Genomic DNA, 23,562 nt, shown 5'->3' with positions numbered 1-23,562 from the left:
GAGAACCCGATGATCCCGGTATCCGCAGGTGTCCCGGCGGAGATCGCCGTCCAGGCCGTCCCCGACGACGAGCGGCTCTGGGTGCCGCAGGCCCCGGACGTGTGGTTCCGGCCGCTGATGCTGAACACGGTCACCGGCCAGTGGTGCAACCTGCTCAAGGTCACCCGGGCCGGCATCGTGTCCCGGCACCGGCATCCGAGCGCGGTCTTCGGCTACGTGATCAAGGGCAAGTGGCAGTACGACGAGCACGACTGGGTCGCCGATGCCGGCTCGTTCGTGTACGAACCGCCTGGGGAGATCCACACGCTCCGCGTCCCGGAGGAGTGCACCGAGATGATCACGTTCTTCAACATCTCCGGCGCGATGATCTACGTCGACGAGGCCGGCAACCAGACCGGCTACGAGGACACGTTCACCAAGATCCAGCTCTGCCGGGACCACTACGGCGCCAACGGCCTCGGCGCCGATTACGTGGACCAGTTCATCCGCTGACCTTGCGGACCGTGTCGATCACGGTGTCGATCACGGTGTCGATCACGGTGTCCAGGGCGGGTGACTCGGGGCGGTCGCGCCTGGTGAACAGGGCCACCTGGCGTTCCACGCCCGCATCGTGGATGGGGACGAGGCGGACGCCGTCCAGGTTGGCGGTACTGACCGCGAGCTCGTTGGTGACGCCTACGCCGAGGCCGTGGCGGACCAGCGAGAGCAGGGTCTGCGGCTGGTTCGTGCGGAAGGCGGACTCGGGGCTGAGGCCCTTCGAGGCGAAGGCCAGGTGCGACTCGAACTGTCGCGGGCCGTCGCTCTCGCCGATCGAGATCAGTGGCAGCTCGGCGAGCTGCGCGAGAGCCACCGACTCGTGGGCGGCGAGCGGATGGTGTTCCGGAAAGACTGCGGTGAGCGGCTCGCGCCAGAGGATCTCGTGGACCAGGGACTCGTCGGTGACCAGCGGGTGCACCGGACGGATGGCGAGATCGATGTCACCACGGACCAGTGCGTCCTCCAGGTCCACGCTCGGCCCTTCGACCAGCAGCAGGCGGATGCTGTCCGGGAGCCGTCGTACGACCTGCGGGAACAGCCAGGCCGCAGCACTCGGATAGGCACCGAAGCGGACGGCTCCCCCGGCGGACAGTTTCTGCACGCGCCGCAGAATCTCCTCCGCCTGCGGGAGCAGCGCGCGGCCCTCGGGGGTGAGGCGTGGCGGGTGGGCCGTGCGGTCGAAGAGCTGTACGGCGAGTGCGCGTTCGAGCTCCGCGACATGCTCGCTGATCCGGGACTGGCCTCGGTACACCGCCTTGGCGGCGGCAGAGAACCCGCCGTACCGCGCGACTGCGACGAAACTGACGATCCAGTCCATCTTTACGCCGTACATCGCGCCGAGATCCATGGTCGTCCACGGTAGCCGGGAAGACCCGGACGGGGTCCGGCGTTGCTCCTGTTGTGTTGGACGTAGCAGTGATCGGAGCGGGACAGGCGGGCCTGTCGGCGGCGTACCACCTGGTGCGGATGGGGTTCACGCCGTACGACGAGGTCGTCGTACTGGATCGGAACGCGGAACCCGGTGGCGCCTGGCAACACCGGTGGGACTCGTTGACGATGCACGACGCCCACGGGATCGCGAACCTGCCCGGCGTACCGGTGCCGTCCAGTGCCGGTGCGGAACGAGCCAACGAGTTCGTGCCGGCGTACTTCGCGGACTACGAGAAGCAGTTCGACCTGCCCGTACTGCGGCCTGTTGCGGTCGAGAGCGTCCGCTCGGTGGACGACGGGTTCGAGCTGGACACGTCCAACGGCCTCTATCGCGCGGCCTCGATCGTGAACGCGAGCGGGACGTGGGACCGGCCGTTCATCCCGTGGTACCCGGGGATCGAGACGTTCCAGGGGCGTCAACTGCACACCGCCGACTACCGTGGCGCTGCTGAGTTCACCGGCCAGCAGGTCCTGGTCGTCGGTGGCGGCGCTTCCGCCGTGCAACTCCTCGCCGAGATCTCCGAGGTCGCCTCCACCACCTGGGTCACGCGCCGCCCACCGGAGTGGCGCACCGGCGAGGACTTCAACCCGGAGTACGGCCGACAGGTGGTTGCAAAGGTCGAGGAGCGCGTCCGTGCAGGCCTGCCACCACGCAGCGTGGTGAGCGTGACCGGTCTCCACCTCCGCGAGCAGGAACAGGCCGCGCTGGACCGCGGGGTCTATACCCGCCTGCCCATGTTCACCCGCATCACCCCCGACGGCGTCGAGTGGTCCGACGGTCGCCGGGAACACGTCGACGCCATCCTCTGGGCCACCGGCTTCCGCGCCGACCTGGCGCACCTGGCTCCGCTCCACCTCCGCGAACCTTCCGGCGGCATCCGCATGAACGGCACCGCCACCGCGGCCGACCCGCGGATCCACCTCGTCGGCTACGGCCCCTCCGCCAGCACCATCGGCGCCAACCGAGCCGGCTTCACCGCCGCCCGCGCACTGCGGGACCTGCTCAAATCGCTGGCTGCATAACAGGTTCTGGCTCCTGTACCACGACCGGTACGAACAGTCCGGCGACCAGGAAGACACCTGCCGTCAGCAACCAACCCGGCCAGCCCCAGGACACCGCGACCGTCGTAATGAGCAGCGGTGCCACGAGGTCACCGATCTGGTGCCCCATCGCATAGGCGCCCTGGTACTGCCCCTGGGCACCAGGTGGCGCCAACTCGAAGCTGATCCCCCACCCACCCGCGGACTGCAGCATCTCGCCCAGGACATGCGCCAGCGCCGCCGCGATCAGCAGACCGATCGTCACCGCACCGGACGTCGCATCGCTCAGCGCCAGCACGAGGCAGGTGATCGCCAGCAGCACTCCTGCACGTCGCCCGGCCCGGGCGGCGCCAGTGAGGCGCTCGGTGCCGCGCGAGATCCGCACCTGCAGCAGGATCACCGCAGCGGAGTTGAGCACCAGCAGCACCGAGATCATCCACCGCGGCGCATCGGTCGCAGTCGCCACCCACAGCGGTATGCCGATCTGCGCGAGCGCACCATGCATGCTCAGTACGCCGTCCAGCCCGACGAACACCAGGAAGCGGCGATCCCGCACCGCCGTCAGCCCCGACGGCCCCGCCGCGGCCGGCACCCGCGCGACCGCCTGCATCCCGAACCGCACCAGTCCGGCCGTCACCACGTACGTCGCTGCGTTCGCCAGCAGCGCCACGACGTACACCTCGCGCCGATCGACCGCCAGCACCACACCGGCGGCTGCCATTCCGACCGCCATACCGATGTTCGTGACGACCCGGAGGATCGCCCGCGTGCGGACCCGCTGATCGGCCGGCGCGACTCCGGCGATCAACGCCCCCTTCGCGCCACGCTGCCCCGAGTCCGCGATCGCAGTCACCGCCGCTACGGCGACGTACCACCCGAACGACTGCACCTGGGTCAGCGCGGTCATGGTGACGGCCTGCAGCAACAGGAACCCGACGTACGCCTGCTTCGGTCCCAGCCGGTCGGCTACGACACCGAGCGGCGTACTCGCCACCAGTCCGACCAGCGCGGCGATCGTCAGCCCCACGCCGACGTGACCAACGGACAGCCCGACGGCCCGGGTCAGGTAGAGCGCCCCGACTGCTGCGTAGACGCCGTTCCCCAGGGTGTTGACGAGCGTCGCGGCGATCAGCCGCCGTACGGCAGGTGAGAGAGATGAGGTCACAGCTGCTCATCCAACTAGCCGTTCCCCGACGCCCCTGTTGGACTGCAGACTTCTGTCAGTCCATCAGCGCATGATCAGCGTCAGCAGGTCGGCGCCGAGGGTGGTTAGAGCGTCGTTGTTCAGGCGGTAGGCGACGAAGCGGCCCTGGCGTTCGGCGGTGACCAGACCGGCCCGGGTCAGGGCTCGGAGGTGGCGGGTGACCTGTGTCGGGTGGAGGCCCCAGAGGGCTGCGATCTCGCCGGCGGTGCGGGGTTCGCTGGCCACGGCGCGGCAGACCTGCAGGCGGTCTGGGGACGCCAGCGCATCCAGCCGGGCACGGATCTGCTGCGCGGTCGGTACGGCGGCCGCGCGGCCCGTGGCCGGGTAGATGACCGTGATGGGCTCGCCGGGGACCTCACCCACGAACAGGTGTGGTGCGATGTAGTTGCTCGGGACAAGCAACAGCGAGCGGCTGCTGACGTCGATGCGCTTGCTCTGCACCTTCTGTACGACGACGCTGTCCGCGTCCCGCAGGTCGATCGCACTGTCCAGCGAGCGCAGCATGGTCCCGACACCGTCCCGGACAGCCAGGTGCCGGTCGCGCCGTCCACGGGCAGCCAGCGAGTCCCGTGACTCCTCCCAGAGCGCACCGAACCACTCATGCCAGCACGCATCCAGTACGTCGAGAAAACGGCGTACCGGCTCAGCAGGTGCTGTCAGGAGAGCCTCGACCAGTGCGGCGACGGAGCGACCGCGGCTGCGAGCCCAGTGCTGTACGGCGTCCGTGTCGATGGAGCGGCTGCTCAGCGGGCGACCGCGCAACGGCCTGACCAGCTCCGCAGCCACCTCCTCGGGCGGGCGTTCACGGAGCGTGGAGAGCTCGTCGGACCAGGTGGGCAGGCCAGTGGCGGCGCTCGTGGCGAAGAAGCGGGCACGTACGGCGCGCACGGTCCAGCTCCACTGCGCCAACTCCTCACGGAGCTCGGCGGACAGCGGGAGCGCAGCAGCCCAGTCGACGCGGTCGTGGTGGGCGGGCTCGGCCAGCACATGGAGCGCACAGCCGAGCTCGATCAGCGGTGAGGCGACGTGACGGATCCGCTCAGGCTCGAGCCGGTCTACGCCTGCTAGGACGGTCGGCACTAGGGCGTGTCTTCCGCTCCCGCGCCGTCGCGAGCAGGTGCTCGGTGCGGTGCATCGGCGTGCGGGAGCGAAGGTCTCGATGCGGAGCATCGTGGCCTTTGCTCACGTGCGGCGAGGTGCCGTGCCGAGTGCCGCGCAGTAGGCGCGGGAGCGGAAGACACGCCCTTAGTCCTTCAGTTTGAACTGGAGGTCGGTGTCCCAGTCGTTCATGTCTGGGACCTCGCGCGGGTCCGAGCGGTAGATCTCCAGGCGGGCGGCCCAGTGGGCGCCGTCCGCGTCCCATTCGAGGCCCTGCTCCTCGGCCCAGGCGAGCAGGTCGCGGGTCGCTCCGAGCAGGCCGTCGGGGTGACCGTGATAGGTAGCGGTCGCGTAGCGTCCGGCCGGCAGTACACCGGTGACGATCTCGCCCTCGCCGGAGCGCAGGTCGTCGACCGGGAACCCGATCTCGAGCACCAGCCCGGCCTCCATGTCGACCGCGTCGTACTTGAAGAACGGCGCGTCGTTCGGCGCGATCTCCTTGGCGGCGAGCCAGTCGACCACCTCGCCCATCCGGTCCGCGAACGCACCGATCCCGTCCATCGCGACCTTGCCCCGCAGAGCGACGTACGGCCGCTCCCCAACCTCCACGATCTCCGGCATCGGACCTCCCAGAATCGCCGTTGAACTCAACCTAGCGCGTGCTGGATCGCAGAGGTGTTCTGGTACTCGCGCCACCCCACGATCCGCCCGTCCCGCACCCGCAGTACGCCGATGAACCGCGCGGACCCGCGCTCCCCAGTGGTAGCGATCTCCCCCGCCAACTCGTACTCGACCACGGCGACCTCGGGATCGAGCGTCTCGTTCACCTGAAGCTTCGTGAACCGGTCGAACACCACCGGGAAGCCCGCCCGAGCGGGCCTCGCGAAGGCAAGCCTGGTCGACGGACCTGCGCGGCCGTACCCTGGCGATCATCTTTTGAGGGCTGGCGCCGGCGGATTCCTGAGGGTGTACTGAGACTGGGGGTGGCCGTCATGTTCCAGGTCAAGGTTCTCGCTGCAGCTCTCGGGGTGTTGCTGGTCGGCCCTGCCGCGCCCGCGGTGGCCGAGCCGACGACGCCGATCACCTACAACGCCGGGACGACGGCGACGCGGTTCACCGGACTCGCGTTCGACACGTGTACGGCGCCGACGCTCGCTCAGATGACCGCGTGGAAGTCCTCGCCGTACAAGGCGATCGGGATCTACTTCGGTGGCGTCAACCGGTCGTGTGCCCAGCCACAGCTGACCCCGGCGTGGGTCGCATCCGTCACCGCGATGGGATGGCGCCTCGTCCCGATCTATCTAGGACTTCAAGCACCCTGCGGCACCCGGACGTACAAGATGTCGACGACCGCGTCCAACCGCGAGGCGGTCCGGGACGCGGACGACGCAGTCGCGAAGGCCAAGGCATTGGGCCTCCTGCCTGGCAGTGCGCTCTACAACGACATGGAGAACTACGACAACACCAACGCCGCCTGCCGTTCCGCCGTCCTGCACTACCTGTCCGCCTGGACGAAGCAACTGCACCTGCAGCGCTACCTGTCTGGCGTGTATGCCAACCTGAGCTCAGGGGCGCCCGACCTCGCTGCGGCGTACAACTCCCCGTCGTACGCCCGCCCCGACGCACTGTGGATCGCGCGCTGGGACAACAGCAGCCTGCTCACAGGATGGGCTGGTATCCCCAACACGTTCTGGGCCGTCGGGCAGCGCGGCAAGCAGTACCAGGGCGACCACAACGAGACCCATGGCGGCGTGACGCTCAACATCGACAGCGACCGTTTCGACGCACCGGTGGCGAGTGTTGCCTACAGATACACCGTCCGTACGACGGTCCACTCGTACAGCGGACCGTCGAGCGCGTACCCGATCCGCTCGACCATCGCGGCGAACACCTCGCTCCGCGTCGTCTGCCAGACCTTCGGCCCGAAGGTCGGTACCACGACGGTGTGGGACAAGCTCATCGACGGCACCTACGTAACCGACTACTACGTGCGGACGCCGAACAAGACCGGGTACAGCGCGCCGCTGCCCGGCTGCAGCTTCCCGTTCCAAACCACGATCAACAGTCTGACCCGGCGGCACGGCCCGGGTACGGCGTATGCGACGTACCCGAGCACTCTGCCGATCGGCTCGCTGGCGTGGGTCACCTGCCAGGCGCCCGGCTCGAAGGTCGGCACTACCGCGGTCTGGGACCGGCTGAGTGACGGCAGCTGGGTCACCGACTACTACGTCGCCACCGCGAGCAAGACGACGTACACCGTACCTATCCGGCGCTGCTGATTACTTGGACCAGGGCGGCTGGACCGTGGTGCCATCGGCCATGTAGCCGGTGAAGCCTGCCGTGATGGCGACGATCAGCTCCGCCTTGTCCTCACCGAGGTTGGTCAGCGAGATCGGCTCGCCCGCAGGGACCACGACGGAGTCGCCAGCACCGAGCTTGTCGCCGTCCGGGCCGAACTGCACCGAGCCGCTCAGCACCGTGAAGATCTCGTCGCGGTCGAGCGTGTGCGGCGCATCGCCGCCGTGCCCGACGTCAACGGTCAGCCGCCACGCGCACAGCCCGGCCGACCCGAGGCTCGGCGAAGCGAACACGGTGAACTCGACGCCCGGCAACTGGAACCGCGGCGCTTCTGCCGCAGGGATGACATGCATTGCGTTCCCCCAAATCATTTAGTCAAGCTGACTTGACCAAGTCAGCTTGACTATCATGACGGGTATGACGCGTTCGGGCAAGCCTGATATCGGAATCCTCCTGCTCCTCGCGGAGCAGGAGTTCGTCCGCGAGCTCCGCGAGTACGTCGCCGCTCAGGGGTACGACGACCAAGGCCGGTCGGACGGCTTCGTGTTCCGGACGCTGCACGACGGCCCGACCACGATCACCGGCCTGGCCGAGCGACTCGACATCACCAAGCAGGGCGCCAGCCAGATCGTCGACGACATGGAGCGCCGCGGGTACGTCGAACGCCGCCCCGACCCGACCGACGCGCGCGCCCGCCTGCTGCACCTCACCGAGCGCGGCAACGGAGCCCTCGCCGCCGCCCGGCGATTCCACCAGACCTACGAGCGCAGACTCCGCAAAAGCCTCGGCGACGAAGCCGTCGACACCCTGCGCGACGTGCTGACCGACATGGCCGGCGAAACCCAGATCAGCACGCCCCGCTTCCGCGCATTGATGTTCTAGCCGCTACCGATCGGCCACGTTGACGGTGGCTGCCGCCTTGACCGAGGTCTCCGCCACGGCGCCGTGGACGGTGAACCATCCCCGCTCGGCCACCATGTCCGACGTGATCGGATCCCAGGTCACCGCGACGGATCCGGTGGTGCCGTCACTGTAGACAGCCTCGGTCTGCGCGGGCAGTGTGGGGACCTTGCCGATCGTCGTATCAACGGCGATCGGCTTGAAATCCACGATCGTCCTGGACTTCTGGGCCTCGAAGACGCCGAACTCCGCCAGTCCGCATTCTGCTCCGCTCGGATTGTTGTAGGTGCTGTCCGGATCGATGGTGAACTTCACCCAGCTTGTCCGCACCGGAGCATCGAAGGTGACGATGTTGTCGGGTTGGCCGTCCCACCGGATGCCGGTCACCTTCCTGCTGCCGCCCTCCCACTCCAGCACGCCGTCCACGATCTGGTTGATGTCGGCGCCGCGGTCGACGAGGTTCACGTGGTCGATCTCGACGGGCGACGGGAACTGCAGTTTGATCCATGGGGTCCGGTCCGCCTGCTTTGCTGCCCAGGACGTCGACTTGCTGCCGTCGGTCGCCTTGGTCCCCAGGTAGCGGTCGTCCTGGTTGTTGCCGTCCGGGACGCCGTTGCGGTCGCGGACGGACGAGACGGTCACCGTGGCCGAGCCGGCGATGTTGTCGGCCAGCGCAGTGATCGTTGCCGGCGTCGACTCGACCGTCACGCCATCCAGAGTCACGACTGCCTTTGCGGTCGCGTGAAAGGAGCCGGCGATCGGTTCCTTCAGCACGATCGTGTTGCTGCCCGGCACGGTCGCCAACCTGCTGTCGTTGAGCACGTAGTCGATCTTTGCTTTCGACAGGTTGGCCTGCGCTCCGGTGTTCAGAGTTCCCTTGACCGTGCCGACGACCGGTTCGTTCACCTTGACCGAGGTGTTGCTCAGCGCAAGCTCCACCTGTTTCACGAACGCGGGGAACGTCATGCGCCCGTCCGCATCGACGTCGACGTAGAAGTAGTCGCCGGCACGGTAACCGGCCAGCTCCGCGGTGACGCTGATCCGAGCCCTGCCCGCGCCGGCCGACGAGAGCACCCGGTCCGCGCCGACAGTCACCACGGACGGGTTGTCGGTGGTGAGCGTGAGGTCCGCGGTTCGAAGGTCGAGAGGTGCGCCCAGGAAGGAGTACCCCTTGACGTCGATCGTTGCCGTCCGGCCGTCGGTACCGGCCTTCGGGTCGAGTTTCAGGCTGCCCAACGCGGTCAGATCCCGCAACGAGAAGATCTGGGCCTCGAGAACGTCGATCGGACTGCCGTCCTGGCCGCCACCGGGGAAGGAGATCCGCACGTAGCGTGCGGGAACGCTCGGCCGGGCGGGATCGATCGGATAGTTGTAGTACAGGCCGTCCTGTTCCCACCCGTACAGCGTCGTGTCGGTCCGCGGTACGGCCTGCGTGTTCCTCGAGGTCGGCAGCCCGGCGCCGGACAGGGTGGTCGTCTCGTTGCCGGCGGTCCAGTGTGAGCCGTCGGCGCTGTACTCGAGCTTCACCTGCTTCGGCGCGTTGTAGTACGTGACATTGTCCGCGTTCGGCATGTGGTGATTGAAGAAGACGTTGACCCGTGAGACGTCCTGCATCTTGCCGAGGTCGTAGGTGATGCTCGGATTCTGGTCGCTCGCCGGAGCCGACCACTTCGCGAGATTGCCGCCGGTGGCGTCGTTGATCGTCCCGTCGGACAGCAACCGGGCGTGCCCGGCGTCACTGGTCGTCTTCGGTGTGACTCCCGCCGCCACGTTGGCGTCCGGAGTCAAGGTGATGTAGTTCCGGGTCGAGGTGTAGCGCTTCCCCGCGACCGTCACATCGGCCCAGTAGCTGAACATCGTCGGGGCGGAAACCTTGCCGGTGAATCGCATCCTGTTGCCTTCGACCACAAACGGCGTCTGGCCTGCCGGTACCTCGGTCACCGTGACCTTGCCCGTGGCATTGTCGCGCCTGCCGTCGACCGTCGCGTAGTGGTACTTGATGCCGGAAGCATCGAGGATGTCGACCTCACCACCCTTGGCGGTGAAGCCCTTGAAGGTCACCGGGACGTCCTTGTCAGTGCCGAACTGTCCCCAGAACAGCGCGCCGTTCGTGAGCAGGTTGACGCCGGCAAGCGGAAGGGCCGCCGAGATCGCCCGGTCCCGCACCTTGACCGGGTAGGTGTCGGTCTTGACCTGCGGCGAGTTCACGCCGTCGTCGTACGTCGCCGTCACGGTGATGGTCGCCGTACCGTCGCCGACGGCTGTCACCAGACCGGTCGCCGCGCTCACGGCAGCGACCCGCGCATTGCTGCTGGTGTACTGGAGCCTGGCCGGGGCAAGGACGTTCGTGAGGTCGTTCATGTAGCTCTCGGCGCGCAACTGCAGGCGGTCAGCCGCCGTCTGACTGCTGAAGAGCTTGACACTCGTCAGCTTGTACTTCCGGACCGGACTCTTGGTCCTCACCTTGAAGATCGTGTCGATGGGATCCGCCGTCACACCGGTCGTGTCGAGCGAGACGTAGTACTTGCCGTTCGTCTTCTCCGTTGTGAACGGCAACGAGCTGCCCTTGTTCAGCCACTGCACCTGGTCGACCGGATAGTCGAACGGGCCGAGGTGGCTCAGCTGCGACTGGCCGGTGAAGCCCGTCTTCGCGGTCCCCTGAATCTGGTTCTTGACCAGATGCAGGTACACGTACTGGTCGCGGGACATGGCGTAACCCCAGTCCGGCCCCTGACCGTGGGCGATCGCCTTCTGTGGGTCGGTGAACCAGCCAGGCTTCAAGGCGTAGTCCATCGTGTACGGCGTCGTGCCGTACATCGACTCGCGCAGGTCGGGTCCGCGTCCGTTGTTCATCCACTTCACGATCGAGGCCCGCATGTCCGACAGTTGCTGCGAGGAGATCGGCACCATCGAGAAGATGTTCGTGTTGTCGAGGTTGCTGCTCAGGTTGTCCATGCCGCGCGTGACGGTGATCGACGAGTCGTAGTTCATGACGTAGCCGTGGCCGTACTGGTTGATCAGTTCCTTCGTCGCCTCGGCCCAGTCGTCCCGCTCGTTGCCCTTGGCGTACTGCGTCCAGATGTCGAGAGCCGTCGTGTACGGGTCGTTCCACTCCTCGTGGGCGACCTTTCGGCCCTGCGGCAGGATCCCGGAGCGCCAGCCGCCCTCGTTGTACGGCTCGCTGTTCCAGAACGGCCGCTCGTGCAGCGTGATGTCCTGGTCGCCGGTCTGCGCGTTCGGGTTCGCGTCGATCAGAACCCGGTCGTTGTAGTTGCGTGCGGAGCTCCAGGCGACATCAGGATTGGAGTAGCTCTCCGGACCGCCGTCGGCGAAGACATACCAGGGGTCGTAGCGTGCGACCAGGCCTTGGATGTCGCTCTCCAGGATCTCCTGCCCCTCGTACAGCGAGGACAGGTACACCCCGAACTTCAGTCCGTAACGCTCGGCCGCCTGCTTGGCCTGCAGGACCCGGTCCTTCACCTGCCACTTGCCGTCCGCGGCCGGGTACAGGGCGTCGTACTTGTAGAGCTTGTTGGCGTTGTTCGGGGTGAGGTTCGCGTTCGGGGACGGCCAGAAGTAGATGGTGTTCTGCAGGCTCTCGGTCGAGAGCATGGTCATGCCCATCTCTTTGGCCGTCTGCGCCCACTCGTCGTAGTTGAAGTTCGGGTCGTACAGGTTCGGCATCGTGCCCGTGGTGTGCGACAGGGCCGACATCTTGCCGTCGATGAACCAGTCGACCGGGTTCTTCTTGACCGTGATGGTGTACGGCTTCGCGGCCGTGGCTCCGCCGGCATCGGTCGCCTTGACGGTGAAGCTGTAGTCCTTCTGTCCGGCGCCGTTCGCCCCGTCGGCGACGGTGCCGTCGAGATGACCGTCCGGCGCCAGCGTCAGGCCCGGCGGGAGTTGTCCGCCGGCCATCGACCAGGTGTAGCCCGGGCTGCCGCCGGCTGCCTGGAACGTGAACGGTGACGCCTGCGGCGCGATGCTCGAGGTGTTCCGGCTGCCGTCGATCGTTGCCACCATCCCGACGTACGGGTTCTCGTCGTAGGCGTACGGCAGCGTGTTGGACGGGTAGTCGTTGGCCGGAACGTTCGCGTTGCGCTTCTCGAACGCGGTCCGGTCGATGCCCAGTCCTGTGGTGATGACGCTCAGCTTGCCGTCGGCAACGTTCGGCCCGGCAGCCGAGTAGATCAATCCGGGAACGGTGTTGCCGACGTCGTCGCCGATCCTGGCGTAGAAGCCGGCGAAGTTCTTGGTGGTACCGGGGTTCTGGTGCTGAATCTCGATCAGCAACTTGTTCCAGCCCTCGGTCAGGTGGATCGGGTACTTCGTGCCGCTCTTGTTCACCCGACCGGGCACGGCGTCCTGTCGCCCGACCGGAGAGTCGTTGGCGAACAGCCGGTACAGGCCCGATCCCCCGACCTGCCACTGAACGGTCTGCGCGACCGGGCTGTAAACGTAGCTTCCGGCGAGCACCCACTTGCCGACGGTCGACTGCCCCTGCTTGACGTCGAAGTAGCCCATCAAGTCGTTGTAGTCGTCGTAGTTCCGGTTGAAGATCCGGTCGTCGAAGTACTGCCAGCCGGACGTACCCACCGCCGGCACGACCGGTCCAGCAGCCTGCTCCACCACCGGGTCGGCGTACGGCCCCGAAACCAGCCACTGGTTCAGGTACGGCGCCGTACCGGCTGTCTGAGCCGCACGAGCCTGCGGTCCGGCGACAACGCTCCCGCCTACTGCGATCACCAGTGCGATCGCAGCCGCCAAGGCTCCGGACAGGATCTTCCGTCGGTTATCCCTTTGTTGCGCCACCGAGCAGTCCCTTCACAAAGTGTTTCTGCATGAAGATGAACAGAACGAGAATCGGAATCGTGGCGAGCACCATGTACGCGAACACCGCGCCGTAGTTCGAGACGTGTTCGCTGATCTGGCGGTACATGCCGACGGTGATGGTGCTTCCGTTGGCCGGGCCAAGAATGATCAGCGGAGTGATGAAGTCGTTCCACAGGCCGACCGCAATGAAAATGACGACGCTCGCGCCGGCGGGGCGCAGGAGCGGGAACACGATCGACCAGAACGTACGGACCGGTCCGGCGCCGTCCATCGCCGCGGCCTCTTCGAGCTCCTTCGGGATGGTTCGCATGAACCCGGTGAACACCAGCACACCGAACGGCAGGCTGCCCGCCACGTACAGCACGATCAGCCCGAACACCGAGCCGATCAACCCCAGGTCCCGCATCATGCGCAGCAACGGGAGCAACGTCGTGGCCGGCGGGATCATGACGCCCAGCGGAATGACGACCCACAGCATCTTGGCGAACCATCCGGTCGACCGCACGATGTAGTGCGCCATCATCGCGGCCAGCACGGTCGAGAGCAGGGTGCCGACGACGGTGATCTGAACACTGTTGATCAGGCCGGTCCAGAACAACCCGTCAGGGCGGGTGAGGACGTCGACGAAGTTTCGCCACGTCAACGACAGGGTCGGCAGGCCCGGGTACCGGTAGATGGCGTCCTGCGTCTTGAACGCATTCAGGACCACGAGGTAGATCGGGTAGATGAAGACAGCGGTCAGGATCAGCGCGATCAACGTTCGCGCCGGCCCAGCGCGACCGGCTTCGATCTGGCTGGCGAGCTGCCGGCGGCCGCTCGTGCGGTGACCGACGCCGGCTTCCGCGGTCACAGGTCCACTTCCCTGCGGCGCATGACGCGAATGGCGAGCAACGAGATCGCAGCGATCATGAAGAACATGGCGGCGGCCTTCGCGGCACCGTAGCCCACCGCACCGGCGTCGATACCGGTTCGTACGACGTCGAACGCGAGCGTCGAGGTCGTGCCGACGCCCGGACCGCCGTTCGTCATGACCTTGACCTGGTCGTAGATCTTGAACCCGCCGATCATCGACAGGACGGTCATGATCGTGACCGACGGAGCGAGCAGCGGCCAGGTGACGGCGCGGAAGCGCCTGACCGGCCCGGCGCCGTCGATCGATGCGGCCTCGAGCAGTTCCTTCGGAATGCTCTGCAGCCCGGCGAGGTACAGGACGACGCAGGTTCCGACGGCCTGCCAGGCGGTGATCCACCCGACGCTGTAGAGCGCGAGCGACGGGTCGGAAAGCCATCCGGGCGGGTCGGCCACCCCGAACGCCCGCAGCGACGCGTTGATCAACCCGTCGTCCTTCAGCATCTGTTGCCAGATCACCGCGACGACCACCGACGACAGGATGACGGGAATGAAGAACACCGCCCGCATCACGTTGAACGCCCACCCGGCGCGGTCGAGCAGAACGGCGATCCCGAGGCCGAGCGCGTTCGGTACGACGATGCAGATGAGGGCGAGGATCACCGTGTTCCGCAACGTCTGCAGATAGGCGGGATCGGTGAACAACCGACCATAGTTGTCGAACCCCACGAACGAGGTGGTGAGTCTGTAGGCGTCCTCGTCGGTGAAGCTCGACCAGAGCGCGAGCAGCAACGGCCAGAGGACGAACACCGCGTAGAGCACGGCGCCGGGGACCGCGAACAAGAGGACGTGGAGGGGATTGCGCGGAGCCAACCGGTACTTGTTCTGCATTTGCATACGTAAGGCCTTTTCACGGCGGGGACGGGCCGTGCCGGCACCGATCCCGCTCGGGTTGAGACGGTACGGCTACTTTTGCGCCGCAGCGTATTTCTGGTCGAGGTACTGGGCGAACTGCGCAGGCGTTTTCTTGCCTGTCAGCAGGTCGACGTTCGCCGCAGTCATCAGGTCGGAGAATCCCGGCGGCAGTGCGCCGTCGCCAGTAATGTTGGCCCAGGCGGGAACCGTCGCGCCGGCTGCGAGAGCCGCGTCGTAGGCCTTCACAGTTTCCTTGTAGACCGCACCGACGTTGCCTGGGATCTCATAGTCCTTGACCGTGACGATGTCCCCGTCGGTGATGACTCCGAGGTCACGGTTCTGCTTGTCGGTGGCGAAGGCCAGCGACCACTTCTTGGCGAGCTCCACGTTCTTCGACTTCGCGTTCACGTTCATTCCTGAGCCGCTGACGGTCGGGACCGCCGACTTGCCGGCATCGCTCGGCCAGCCGAAGACACCGATATTGGTCAGCTTCGCCTTGTCAGCGGCTGCGGCGAACCACGAACCCATCGGATACATCGCAGCCTTGCCGCCGAGGAACGCCTGCTCGAGGTCGGCGTACGAGCGCGTCATCGCGGCTTTGTCGCCGTACCCGTTCTGGGTGAGGTCCTGCACCTTCTTGGCTGCGCCGACGAACACCCGGTCACTGAACTTCACCTCACCCTTCGCGCGCTTGAGGAACCAGCCCGGGTCGACGGTGAGGACGTCAGCGGCCACCGCGGACGCCAGCGCGAAGTTCGTCGCCCAGGTGTCTTTGCCGCCGCCGCCGATCTCGAACGGGGTGATGCCTGCCGCCTTCAACTTCGCGCAGTCGTCGAGCAGCTCCGCGTAGGTTTTCGGCGCGTCACTGATGCCGGCCTTCGTGAAGAGGTCCTTGTTGTAGTACACGAGCGGAATCGCCTGCGCGCCGACAGCGACGCCGTAGAACTTGCCGTTGATCGTGCCCGACGTGAAGTCGGTGACGCCGGCCTTCTCCATCTCGTCGCGGGTGTATTCAGCGAGCATGCCCTTCTGCGCAAGGCCGTTCGCGATCCCCGTTGCGAAGATGTCAGGTGCCTGTCCGGACGCGAACAGCTGCTGCGCGTAGGCCGGGGTGTTCTCGCCGACGACCTTCTTGATCGTGACGCCCGGCACCTTCTCGGAGGCGCGAGCGATCGCGTCGTCCCAGTACTGCGCGGTGAGGTTCGGCGTTTCGGAAACGAGGAAGGTCAGCGAGACCTCGTCGCCGGAACCGGACGGCTCCGCGACGCCGGCTGTGCATCCGGTGAGGGCGAGAGCCCAGGCGGCGACGGTGGCCGCCAGTACGAACTGCTTGGTACGCCGTCGTGTACGCATCTTGATCTCTTTCGTGGTGTTTGATGGATGCCGGTCGTCAGCTTCGGGTGGCCTGGTCGAGTTGTTCCTCGACGACGTCCGGCAGCCCGACGCCGGGTTCGGTCGGTGCCACGACTGCGCCGTCGGGTCCGATGCAGTCCTCGGTCACGATGGGATTGCTCGTCACCAGCGACTCGTAGTAGGTGGTGTTCGCGATCGCCATGCACAAGTGGCGGCTTTCCGGGCCGCCTCCGTGCACCTCGGCCCGGAGCCTGAAGGCGTCCGCAAGGTGCGCGATCCGCAACGCACCGGTCAGCCCGCCCTTGTACCGGGCACTCGTGCGCACGTAGGTCGCGCAGCCGCTCGCGACGAAGTCACCCATGTTGTAGTGGGCGCCGTCCGACGTCTCCCCGACCAGCAACGGAATGGACACACGCTCACTCAGCCACCGGTACGCCGTGATGCTGAACTCACGCATCGGTTCCTCGTACCACCGGTACCCGGCGTCGCCGAGGGCACGGCCCAGGTAGACGGCGTCCGCGAGATCGAACCCGGCCGAGCCGTCGTACATCAACTCGACCTTGTCTCCGACATGCTCACGCAGCGCGCAAGCGAGCTCCGCATCACGCCGCGCATCGCCCCAGGCGTGCAACTTGATCGCGGTGAATCCCCGCTCCAGGCACTGGTCGGCCACCTCGAGGAACTCCCCCACCGTCGCGAAGGTGGTCGTCGACGCGTACGCCGCAATGCTGCGCCGGAACGTGCCCATCAACTCGTGTACCGGCAAGCCCGCCCGGCGGCCGGCCATGTCCCACAGCGCCACGTCGACCAGACCGAGCGCGTAGATGGGCAGTTCCTCGATCCGGTCCAGCTCCCAGATGGCATGCCACAACAACTCACGGTCAGCCGCGTCCCGGCCGACGAGAGCTTCGGCCAGCAACCGGCGAGCGATGTCGCCGACGATCGCCCCGTGCGGGTCGAACGCCCGGCCCTGCACCCCGTCCTCAGTCGTGATCACCAGCACGGCGCCCGTGCCGTCGCCGTCCGGCGAACCAAGCAGGCCGTCCCGCCACCGAAACGCTGGACGGGCGGCCGGTATCACGACCGGCCACACACTCACCTCGACGATCCGCACTCTGTTCTCCTTCCCATAAGACGTCATAACAGCACATGTATTACGAGCAGACAAGAGGCCGTAGACTGTTCGAGACCAACGGGAAGGCGAGCGGCTGCCAATGACCACCAATGTCGGACTCCGCAAGGGCGAGCGCGTGCCGCGACGATCACTGCGGCTGGCGACGACAGTCGTCGAGGACCTGATCGACGCTGTGGTGAGCGGACGCCTCCCGGTCGGCGAGGCCCTGCCGGGTGAGCAGGCGCTCTGCGACGAGTTCGGCGTCAGCCGGATCGTCATCCGGGAGGCGCTTCAGTCACTGCAGCAGCGAGGCCTGGTGATCATCCGGCAGGGCCACGGCACGGTGGTCGCGCCGGCCACGCAGTGGAACCCGATGGACGACGACGTCCTCGACGCGCGGATCCGGCACGACGATTCACTGACGGTGCTGACCGACCTGGTGCACGTTCGCGTCGCGCTGGAGAGTGAACTGGCCGCTGTGGCGGCAAGCCGCCGTACCGACGAACAGGCCGCCGGGCTGCAACCCTTGATCGAGGAGCTGGGCGAGGCTGTCGACGACCCCGGCCGTTACCTCGACCTGGATCTGAAGTTCCACGATGCCGTCCTGGCGTTGTCCGGCAACGACATCGGACGGGCCATCGCCGCCAGCTTCCACGGGCACGCCCGCAGCAGCAGCCGGTACTCGGGAAGCACACCCACCACCGAGCAACTCCGGCATGCGCAGACCGGCCACAGCGCGATCGCAGCGGCGATCGAGGCCGGTGATCCGGAGGCGGCACGTGCGGCGATGCGCACACACATCCTGAGCGCCTGGCACATCAAGACCCACTCAACCCACTGAACCGTCCGTGGGTTGAGCGTCGTGCGCGATGTCTAGCTGAAGTACTGCGGGAACAGGTCGTGGGTCGGCCAGGACTTCACGCCGTTGGCGGCGGTCCACATGGCTGCGTCGATGTCGCCGTACGACTTGCCGCTGGCGTCGTCGCGGCGGTTGACGAGGGCGGCCCAGCTCAGCCCGCCGGACGTGCGGACGACCAGCGTGTACGTGCCGGGCATACTGCCGGTGTGCCACGTGTTGCGACCGGTGCCGCCGGTGACCGGGCGGATCTGCCAGCCGAGACCGTAGTACCAGCCGTCGGCGTTCACACCGGTGGACGGCTTCGCCCATACGCGGCCGAGTGACGTGCTGTTCAGCACGCTCGACGGCGCGTCGAACATCCTCGCCCAGCGCACCAGGTCCGGCGCGCTCGCGATCCAGCCGCCGTTGGCGTCCTGGATCCGCATGCTGAACGAGCCGTACGGCGCGGCCACGGTCTTGCCGGTCATGTCGAGCACGGTCGGCCCGGAGTACTGCGACTCGTACGACGTCTCGCCGCTGTGCTTCGCGATCGTGTAGCCGAGCGACATCCTCGTGATCTTCAACGGGGCCAGGAGCTTCTGCTTCACGTAGTTCTCGTAGCTCAGGCCGCTGACCTTCTCGATCACCCGGCCGGCCAGCAGGTACCCGAAGTTCGAGTACGCGTACTTCGTGCCCGGGTCGACGTCGAGCTTCTGCCCGGCCATGTACTTGATCACGTCCGCGTGCTGCAGCTCCAGCGGTACGCCGAGGGTGCGCGAGATGGTCGCGTCCTTGAAGTTCGGGTCACCGGACACGTCCCGGTCCCACCCGCCGAGGTGCTGCAGCAGCTTCCACAGCGTGATCGTCGACCAGCGCGAGTCCCGGGTCAGCCCGCTCGCCGGCGTGATGTCGAGGATGTTCGCGACCGGCGTCGACAGGCTGAGTTTCCCGTCCTGGACGAGCTTCACGATCGCGGCCGCGGTGAACGACTTGGACAGGCTCGCGATCCGGAACAACGACGTCGGCTGCACGGTCAGCGCCGTCGACGTACTGTAGCCGCGGGCAAGCACCAGGCGACCCTTGTACGTCACAGCAACCTGCCCGGCCGTGACGCCACGGGCCTGCATGAACGCCTTCATCTGGTTGTCGAACCCGGCCAACGCCGGCACCGCGGTCCCGGTGGTCTTCCAGGTCGCGGCCGCATCAGCAGGCCGCCCGATCAGATACCCGGCACCGGTGCCCACCGCAGCAGTGGCACCCGTCGCAACAGCCAACTTCCCGAGATTCCGGCGCGACAACTCCACGAACGTCTTCTCCTTCAAGGCAGGGGTTTACAACTACGTACTGCGCGAAGGAATTCTTTCACCCAAAGAGGTCTACTCGACCATGGATGCGTAGGAGATCACGCCGCGGCGGATCTGGTCGACGACGGAGCGCGCTGTCTTGCGGAGCGCGGTGTCGCCGGCGGCGTCGGCGATCTGTTCGGTGAGGTCGATGAGCTGCTTGACCCAGCGGACGAAGTCGCCGGCAGCCAGGTCGGACTCGTACAGGACCTCGGCCAGGGACGCGCCCGACGCCCAGCGGAACGCGGGCCAGCAGAAGTTCAGGTCCATGGACCGCAGGAAGTCCACCCGCATGTCCCGCTCCAGCGCGGACAGGTCCCGCCAGATCGACCCCATCCGCTCGATCGCTTGCTGTACGTCGCCCCGCGGCAACCGCGGTGACGTCGGCTCGTCCTTCGACCGCGACTCGTAGACCAGCGCGGCCAGGCACGAGGCCAGCTCCGGCACGGTGAGGTCGTCGAAGACTCCTTGCCGCAGGCACTCAGCCGCGACCAGGTCGAGCTCCGTGTAGATCCGCGCCAGCCGGTCGCCGGCCTCGGTCGTCTTGTCACCGTCGAGGTAGTGCAACGCGTCGAGCACCTGGCAAACCCGGTCGAACTGGCGGGCGATCGTGTTCGTCCGCTGCTCGATCTTCCGCTGCACATCACGGTTCTCCCGGTCGAGCCGGAAGTACCGCTCCGCCCAGCGGGCGTGGTCCTCGCGGTCCGAGCAGCCGTGGCACGGGTGCGCGCGCAACTCCGCCCGCATCTCCTGCAGCTCCGGGTCGTCCGCGTGGCTGACGACATCCTTGCCCCGTGACCGTGACGGCGGCCCGTCCTCACCGAGCAGGTCGGTCCTGGTCCGCAGTACCTGCGCCAGCTCCCGGCGCTGCTGCGGGTTGCGCGGGTTGAACTTCCGCGGGATCCGCAACGTGCCGATCGCCTCGACCGGCGTCGGGAAGTCCACCATCGACAGCTTCCGCACCTGCCGGTCCAGCGTCAGCACGGTCGGCCGCGGCCCTTCCCGCTCCGACCGCATGCCCGCGTCGAGCACCAGCGCCCAGCCCGCGCTCCGGCCGGCCGGGATCCGGATGATGTCACCGGTCCGCAGCTTCTCGATCGACTCCTGCGCCTCGACCCGGCGGTCGAGCTTGCGCCGCTTGGAGCCGGACGCCTCGCGGTCACCGATCCGCCGGCGCAGCGCGGCGTACTCGAGGAAGTCGCCGAGGTGGCACTCGATCGACTCCTTGTACCCCTCCAGCGCCTCGGTGTTGCGCTGCACCTGCCGCGCCAGCCCGACCACTGCCTGGTCGGACTGGAACTGCGCGAACGACAGCTCGAGCATGTCCCGTGCCCGCGTCCGCCCGACCTGACGCACCAGGTTGACGGCCATGTTGTACGACGGGGAGAACGACGACCGCAGCGGGTACGTACGGGTGCTGGCCAGCCCTGCGACCTCCCGCGGGTCGAACCCGGGCTGCCAGAGCACGACCGCGTGCCCCTCGACGTCGATCCCGCGCCGCCCGGCGCGACCGGTGAGCTGCGTGTACTCCCCCGGCGTGATGTCGACGTGCGCCTCGCCGTTCCATTTCGACAGCTTCTCGAGTACGACGGTGCGCGCCGGCATGTTGATGCCCAGGGCAAGTGTCTCGGTCGCGAACACGACCTTGATCAGGCCGCGCGCGAACAGCTCCTCGACGACCTCCTTGAACGCCGCCAGCATGCCCGCGTGGTGCGCGGCGATGCCCCGGCTGAGCGCCTCGGCGAAGTCGTGGTACCCGAGCACGCCGAGGTCCTCGTCCGGGAGGTCCGCCGTACGCTCGGCGACCACTCGCTTGATCTCGTCGCGCTCCGACGGCTTGGTCAGCCGCAGGCCGGACCGCAGGCACTGCACGACCGCGTCCTCACAGCCCTTGCGGGAGAAGATGAAGAAGATCGCCGGGAGCAACGCACCGGCGTCCAGCTCCTCCACCACATCCGAGCGGTACGGCGTGAAGTGGGTCCGGGCCGGCCGCCCCTTCGGCAGATCGCGACGCCGGCGTGGCTTGCGCGAGTCGTCGCGGAAGATCCGGTTGTCGTCCCGCGCGATCCGGACCAGCTGCGGGTTCACCAGATCCCTGAGATCGGCCTTGACCTCCTTCGCGGGGTTGCCCGACTTGGACGGCTTCGCGGGAGCGCCGACCCTCGCGGTCGGCGCTTCACCGGCGAACAGGTCGTGCAGCCGCTTACCCACCATCACGTGCTGGAACAGCGGCACCGGCCGCTTCTCCTCCAGCACGACCACGGTGTTGCCGCGGACGGTCTCCAGCCAGTCGCCGAACTCCTCGGCGTTGCTCACGGTCGCCGACAGCGAGACCACCGACACCGAGTCCGCCAGGTGGATCAGCACCTCTTCCCAGACCGCGCCACGGGCCCGGTCGGCCAGGTAGTGCACCTCGTCCATCACGACGTACGACAGCCCCAGCAGGGTCTGCGATCCGGCGTACAGCATGTTGCGGAGGACCTCGGTCGTCATCACGACGATGGGGGCCTCGGAGTTGACCGAGTTGTCACCGGTGAGCAGGCCGACCTTGTCCGCGCCGTACCTGCTCACCAGATCGCCGTACTTCTGGTTGCTCAGGGCCTTGATCGGGGTGGTGTAGAAGCACTTCTGGCCGCGTTCCAGGGCCAGGTGGACGGCGAACTCGCCGACCAGCGTCTTGCCGGAGCCGGTGGGCGCTGCGACCAGCACCTGGTGACCGTCCTCGAGGGCGGCGCAGGCGCGCAGCTGGAACTCGTCCAGCTCGAAGTCGTAGAGCGCCCGGAAGTCCTTCACGGCGGGATGCTCCTGGTCCGAGCGGAACGTGGCGTACTTCTCGGACGGAGTGCTCATGCGACCAATCTATGCGACTCCTCCTACAGATTTGTCGCGGAGCCGGTTCTTGATGAAGGTCGCGGCGTGGTCGAGCGCCTCGTCGGCCTCCGGCATGAGCCCGGCGAAGTACTGGTACACGTGCGGCGCACCGGCGACCACGTCGAGGCTGACGTCCACCTCCTGCTCCGCGGCCCGCGCCACCAGGCGGAGCGAGTCGTCGAGCAGGACCTCCGCCGAACCGACCTGCACGAGCAGCGGCGCCAAGCCCTTCAGGTCCGCGAACACCGGGCTGGCCAGCTCGTTGTGCGGGTCCGCGCCGCCCAGGTAGAGCTCGGCGGACTCAACCATGTTGGCGCGGCTGAACAGCGGGTCGTAGTCACCCCGCGCGTCGATGCTGGGTCCGGTCAGCGCCAGGTCGGTCCACGGCGAGAACAGCACCGCCCCGGCCGGCTGCGGCAACCCCTCCGCGCGAGCCGCGAGCAGCACCGCCAACGCGAGCCCACCACCGGCCGAGTCACCAGCAATTACGACGTTCTGACCCGCCAGCTCCCGGTACGCCGCCAACGCGTCGTGGATCCCCGCCGGGAACGGATGCTCAGGCGCCAGCCGGTACTCCAGCGAGACCGCCGGGACGCCGGTGCGACGGGACAGCGGCACCGCCAGGTTCGCGCCGGTCCGGGCCGAACCGATGATGTAGGCGCCACCGTGCAGGTAGAGGATGACCCCGTCCTGGTCCGCACCCTCGACGCGCACGTCGAGCGCTGGTACACCTCCCAGCGTGCGCTCGACCAGCGTGACGTCGTCGCCGAGCGGGCGGCTCGCGAACAGCTCGTCGAATCCGGCCCGCTGCTGCTCCGGCGTCTGGCCGAGCTTGCCCTTCTCCATCATGCTGCGTGCTGCTTCGCGTTCTTCAGCGCTCATCGCCGTCTCCTGATGATAGATTCCGAGGAATATAGTTCTCTGCAACTACATTCCGAGGAATCTAATTCCGTGACTGATCTCACAGCATTGTTCACGGACCTGGTCCGGTTGGAAACGCGGCTCTACAACGTGCTCGACGCCCGACTGAAGGCCGAGCACGCGCTCCCGCTCGGTCAGTTCGAGTTCCTGCGGTTCATCGCGGCGCACGGGACGACGCGGGTCTACGACCTCGCACGGGAGATGGCCATCACGGTCGGCGCCACCAGCAAGGCCGTCGACCGGCTCGAGGCCGCCGGGCGCGTCCGACGTACGGCGAATCCGTCCGACCGCCGCTCGTCGCTGGTCGAGCTGACGCCCGCAGGCGCCGACATCCTCGCCGCCGCGACGCCGACCGTCGAAGCCGAGCTGCACACCTGGGTCGGCTCCGTCCTCCCGGCGACGGCCCTCGACCAACTCGCCACCAGTCTCTCGACGCTCCGCCAACGCGCCGAACTCGACCCCCGCACGGATCGGTCAGAGACCCGGACATGACGCAGCCGGGCTCCCGTCCCTGGTG

The 23,562-nt window shown here is 67.3% G+C and carries 20 protein-coding genes; 6 read left to right on the top strand and 14 right to left on the bottom strand.

Annotated elements, in window-relative coordinates; genetic code table 11:
• Positions 1-9: 9 nt before the first annotated feature.
• A complete protein-coding gene (locus E0H45_RS36155; RefSeq protein WP_131346216.1) occupies positions 10-492 on the top strand; it encodes a 2,4'-dihydroxyacetophenone dioxygenase family protein in 483 nt (160 codons plus the stop codon).
• Here E0H45_RS36155 and E0H45_RS36150 read toward each other — a convergent pair.
• Positions 482-1,384, bottom strand: coding sequence for a LysR family transcriptional regulator (locus tag E0H45_RS36150; RefSeq protein WP_131346214.1), 903 nt, complete (start codon positions 1,382-1,384; stop codon positions 482-484). The two genes, E0H45_RS36155 and E0H45_RS36150, sit on opposite strands and share 11 nt — an antisense overlap.
• Positions 1,385-1,437: 53 nt before the next feature.
• On the opposite strand from E0H45_RS36150, the gene E0H45_RS36145 reads away from it, so the two are divergent.
• Complete coding sequence (locus E0H45_RS36145; protein WP_131346212.1) at positions 1,438-2,490, top strand: FAD-dependent oxidoreductase; 1,053 nt, start codon at positions 1,438-1,440, stop codon at positions 2,488-2,490.
• Here the strand turns inward: E0H45_RS36145 and E0H45_RS36140 are convergent.
• The 4 genes from E0H45_RS36140 to E0H45_RS36120 form a co-directional block, all read right to left on the bottom strand.
• Positions 2,471-3,673 (bottom strand): MFS transporter, encoded by a 1,203-nt coding sequence (locus E0H45_RS36140; RefSeq protein WP_131346210.1) that lies wholly within the window; start codon positions 3,671-3,673, stop codon positions 2,471-2,473. The genes E0H45_RS36145 and E0H45_RS36140 overlap by 20 nt on opposite strands.
• Positions 3,674-3,736: 63 nt before the next feature.
• Positions 3,737-4,792, bottom strand: a complete 1,056-nt coding sequence (locus E0H45_RS36135) for an ArsR/SmtB family transcription factor (RefSeq protein ID WP_131346208.1) — start codon at positions 4,790-4,792, stop codon at positions 3,737-3,739.
• Positions 4,793-4,957: 165 nt separating this feature from the next.
• Positions 4,958-5,431, bottom strand: a complete 474-nt coding sequence (locus E0H45_RS36125) for a GyrI-like domain-containing protein (protein ID WP_131346206.1) — start codon at positions 5,429-5,431, stop codon at positions 4,958-4,960.
• Positions 5,432-5,457: 26 nt separating this feature from the next.
• Positions 5,458-5,637 carry a nuclear transport factor 2 family protein gene (locus E0H45_RS36120; RefSeq protein ID WP_131346204.1) on the bottom strand — a complete coding sequence of 60 codons (180 nt, stop codon included), beginning with the start codon at positions 5,635-5,637 and terminating at the stop codon, positions 5,458-5,460.
• Between the two features lie 165 nt (positions 5,638-5,802).
• On the opposite strand from E0H45_RS36120, the gene E0H45_RS36115 reads away from it, so the two are divergent.
• Positions 5,803-7,089: a glycoside hydrolase domain-containing protein gene (locus E0H45_RS36115; RefSeq protein ID WP_131346202.1), complete on the top strand. Its 1,287-nt coding sequence runs from the start codon at positions 5,803-5,805 to the stop codon at positions 7,087-7,089.
• Here E0H45_RS36115 and E0H45_RS36110 read toward each other — a convergent pair whose 3' ends face one another.
• Positions 7,090-7,461, bottom strand: coding sequence for a cupin domain-containing protein (locus E0H45_RS36110; RefSeq protein WP_165546719.1), 372 nt, complete (start codon positions 7,459-7,461; stop codon positions 7,090-7,092).
• A 64-nt stretch (positions 7,462-7,525) separates the two neighbouring features.
• Here E0H45_RS36110 and E0H45_RS36105 point away from each other — a divergent pair, with 64 nt between their 5' ends.
• Positions 7,526-7,990 (top strand): MarR family winged helix-turn-helix transcriptional regulator, encoded by a 465-nt coding sequence (locus tag E0H45_RS36105; RefSeq protein ID WP_131346198.1) that lies wholly within the window; start codon positions 7,526-7,528, stop codon positions 7,988-7,990.
• Between the two features lie 3 nt (positions 7,991-7,993).
• On the opposite strand, the gene E0H45_RS36100 is transcribed toward E0H45_RS36105, so the two are convergent.
• From E0H45_RS36100 to E0H45_RS36080, 5 genes are all read right to left on the bottom strand, one after another.
• Positions 7,994-12,775 (bottom strand): DUF7402 domain-containing protein, encoded by a 4,782-nt coding sequence (locus E0H45_RS36100; protein WP_202872687.1) that lies wholly within the window; start codon positions 12,773-12,775, stop codon positions 7,994-7,996.
• A 25-nt stretch (positions 12,776-12,800) separates the two neighbouring features.
• The gene (locus E0H45_RS36095; protein WP_202872686.1) at positions 12,801-13,691 is read right to left on the bottom strand and encodes a carbohydrate ABC transporter permease; all 891 of its coding nucleotides are present in this window, start codon (positions 13,689-13,691) and stop codon (positions 12,801-12,803) included.
• The gene (locus E0H45_RS36090) at positions 13,688-14,581 is read right to left on the bottom strand and encodes a carbohydrate ABC transporter permease (RefSeq protein ID WP_131346196.1); all 894 of its coding nucleotides are present in this window, start codon (positions 14,579-14,581) and stop codon (positions 13,688-13,690) included. Before E0H45_RS36090 ends, E0H45_RS36095 begins: the two co-directional genes overlap by 4 nt.
• A 75-nt stretch (positions 14,582-14,656) precedes the next feature.
• Positions 14,657-15,958, bottom strand: a complete 1,302-nt coding sequence (locus E0H45_RS36085) for an ABC transporter substrate-binding protein (protein ID WP_131346194.1) — start codon at positions 15,956-15,958, stop codon at positions 14,657-14,659.
• A gap of 37 nt (positions 15,959-15,995) precedes the next feature.
• Positions 15,996-17,072, bottom strand: coding sequence for an enolase C-terminal domain-like protein (locus E0H45_RS36080; RefSeq protein WP_131346192.1), 1,077 nt, complete (start codon positions 17,070-17,072; stop codon positions 15,996-15,998).
• 100 nt (positions 17,073-17,172) lie between these two features.
• On the opposite strand from E0H45_RS36080, the gene E0H45_RS36075 reads away from it, so the two are divergent.
• Positions 17,173-17,913, top strand: a complete 741-nt coding sequence (locus tag E0H45_RS36075) for a FadR/GntR family transcriptional regulator (RefSeq protein ID WP_131346190.1) — start codon at positions 17,173-17,175, stop codon at positions 17,911-17,913.
• Positions 17,914-17,945: 32 nt separating this feature from the next.
• On the opposite strand, the gene E0H45_RS36070 is transcribed toward E0H45_RS36075, so the two are convergent.
• The 3 genes from E0H45_RS36070 to E0H45_RS36060 are packed head-to-tail and all read right to left on the bottom strand — an operon-like array spanning position 17,946 to position 23,006.
• A complete protein-coding gene (locus E0H45_RS36070; RefSeq protein WP_131346188.1) occupies positions 17,946-19,232 on the bottom strand; it encodes a serine hydrolase domain-containing protein in 1,287 nt (428 codons plus the stop codon).
• 54 nt (positions 19,233-19,286) lie between these two features.
• Positions 19,287-22,103 (bottom strand): DEAD/DEAH box helicase, encoded by a 2,817-nt coding sequence (locus E0H45_RS36065; RefSeq protein ID WP_131346186.1) that lies wholly within the window; start codon positions 22,101-22,103, stop codon positions 19,287-19,289.
• 9 nt (positions 22,104-22,112) lie between these two features.
• Entirely contained in the window at positions 22,113-23,006 is an 894-nt protein-coding gene (locus tag E0H45_RS36060; RefSeq protein WP_131346184.1) for an alpha/beta hydrolase, read from the bottom strand.
• Between the two features lie 69 nt (positions 23,007-23,075).
• Here E0H45_RS36060 and E0H45_RS36055 point away from each other — a divergent pair, with 69 nt between their 5' ends.
• A complete protein-coding gene (locus tag E0H45_RS36055) occupies positions 23,076-23,537 on the top strand; it encodes a MarR family winged helix-turn-helix transcriptional regulator (protein ID WP_131346182.1) in 462 nt (153 codons plus the stop codon).
• The last annotated feature ends 25 nt before the right edge of the window (positions 23,538-23,562 follow it).

The sequence above is a fragment of the Kribbella soli genome, from assembly GCF_004331345.1.
GTDB classification, from domain to species: domain Bacteria; phylum Actinomycetota; class Actinomycetes; order Propionibacteriales; family Kribbellaceae; genus Kribbella; species Kribbella soli.
The sequence above is the reverse complement of the archived record's forward strand: the minus strand, read 5'-3'. Positions and strand labels throughout refer to the sequence as shown.

What these genes read in the sequence shown, in the direction of transcription:
- E0H45_RS36065 (WP_131346186.1), bottom strand. Translation starts at nt 22,103, where the DNA reads ATGAGCACTCCGTCCGAGAAGTACGCCACGTTCCGCTCGGACCAGGAG.
- E0H45_RS36075 (WP_131346190.1), top strand. Translation starts at nt 17,173, where the DNA reads ATGACCACCAATGTCGGACTCCGCAAGGGCGAGCGCGTGCCGCGACGA.
- E0H45_RS36090 (WP_131346196.1), bottom strand. Translation starts at nt 14,581, where the DNA reads ATGCAGAACAAGTACCGGTTGGCTCCGCGCAATCCCCTCCACGTCCTC.
- E0H45_RS36060 (WP_131346184.1), bottom strand. Translation starts at nt 23,006, where the DNA reads ATGAGCGCTGAAGAACGCGAAGCAGCACGCAGCATGATGGAGAAGGGC.
- E0H45_RS36115 (WP_131346202.1), top strand. Translation starts at nt 5,803, where the DNA reads ATGTTCCAGGTCAAGGTTCTCGCTGCAGCTCTCGGGGTGTTGCTGGTC.
- E0H45_RS36150 (WP_131346214.1), bottom strand. Translation starts at nt 1,384, where the DNA reads ATGGATCTCGGCGCGATGTACGGCGTAAAGATGGACTGGATCGTCAGT.
- E0H45_RS36105 (WP_131346198.1), top strand. Translation starts at nt 7,526, where the DNA reads ATGACGCGTTCGGGCAAGCCTGATATCGGAATCCTCCTGCTCCTCGCG.
- E0H45_RS36125 (WP_131346206.1), bottom strand. Translation starts at nt 5,431, where the DNA reads ATGCCGGAGATCGTGGAGGTTGGGGAGCGGCCGTACGTCGCTCTGCGG.
- E0H45_RS36085 (WP_131346194.1), bottom strand. Translation starts at nt 15,958, where the DNA reads ATGCGTACACGACGGCGTACCAAGCAGTTCGTACTGGCGGCCACCGTC.
- E0H45_RS36155 (WP_131346216.1), top strand. Translation starts at nt 10, where the DNA reads ATGATCCCGGTATCCGCAGGTGTCCCGGCGGAGATCGCCGTCCAGGCC.
- E0H45_RS36110 (WP_165546719.1), bottom strand. Translation starts at nt 7,461, where the DNA reads ATGCATGTCATCCCTGCGGCAGAAGCGCCGCGGTTCCAGTTGCCGGGC.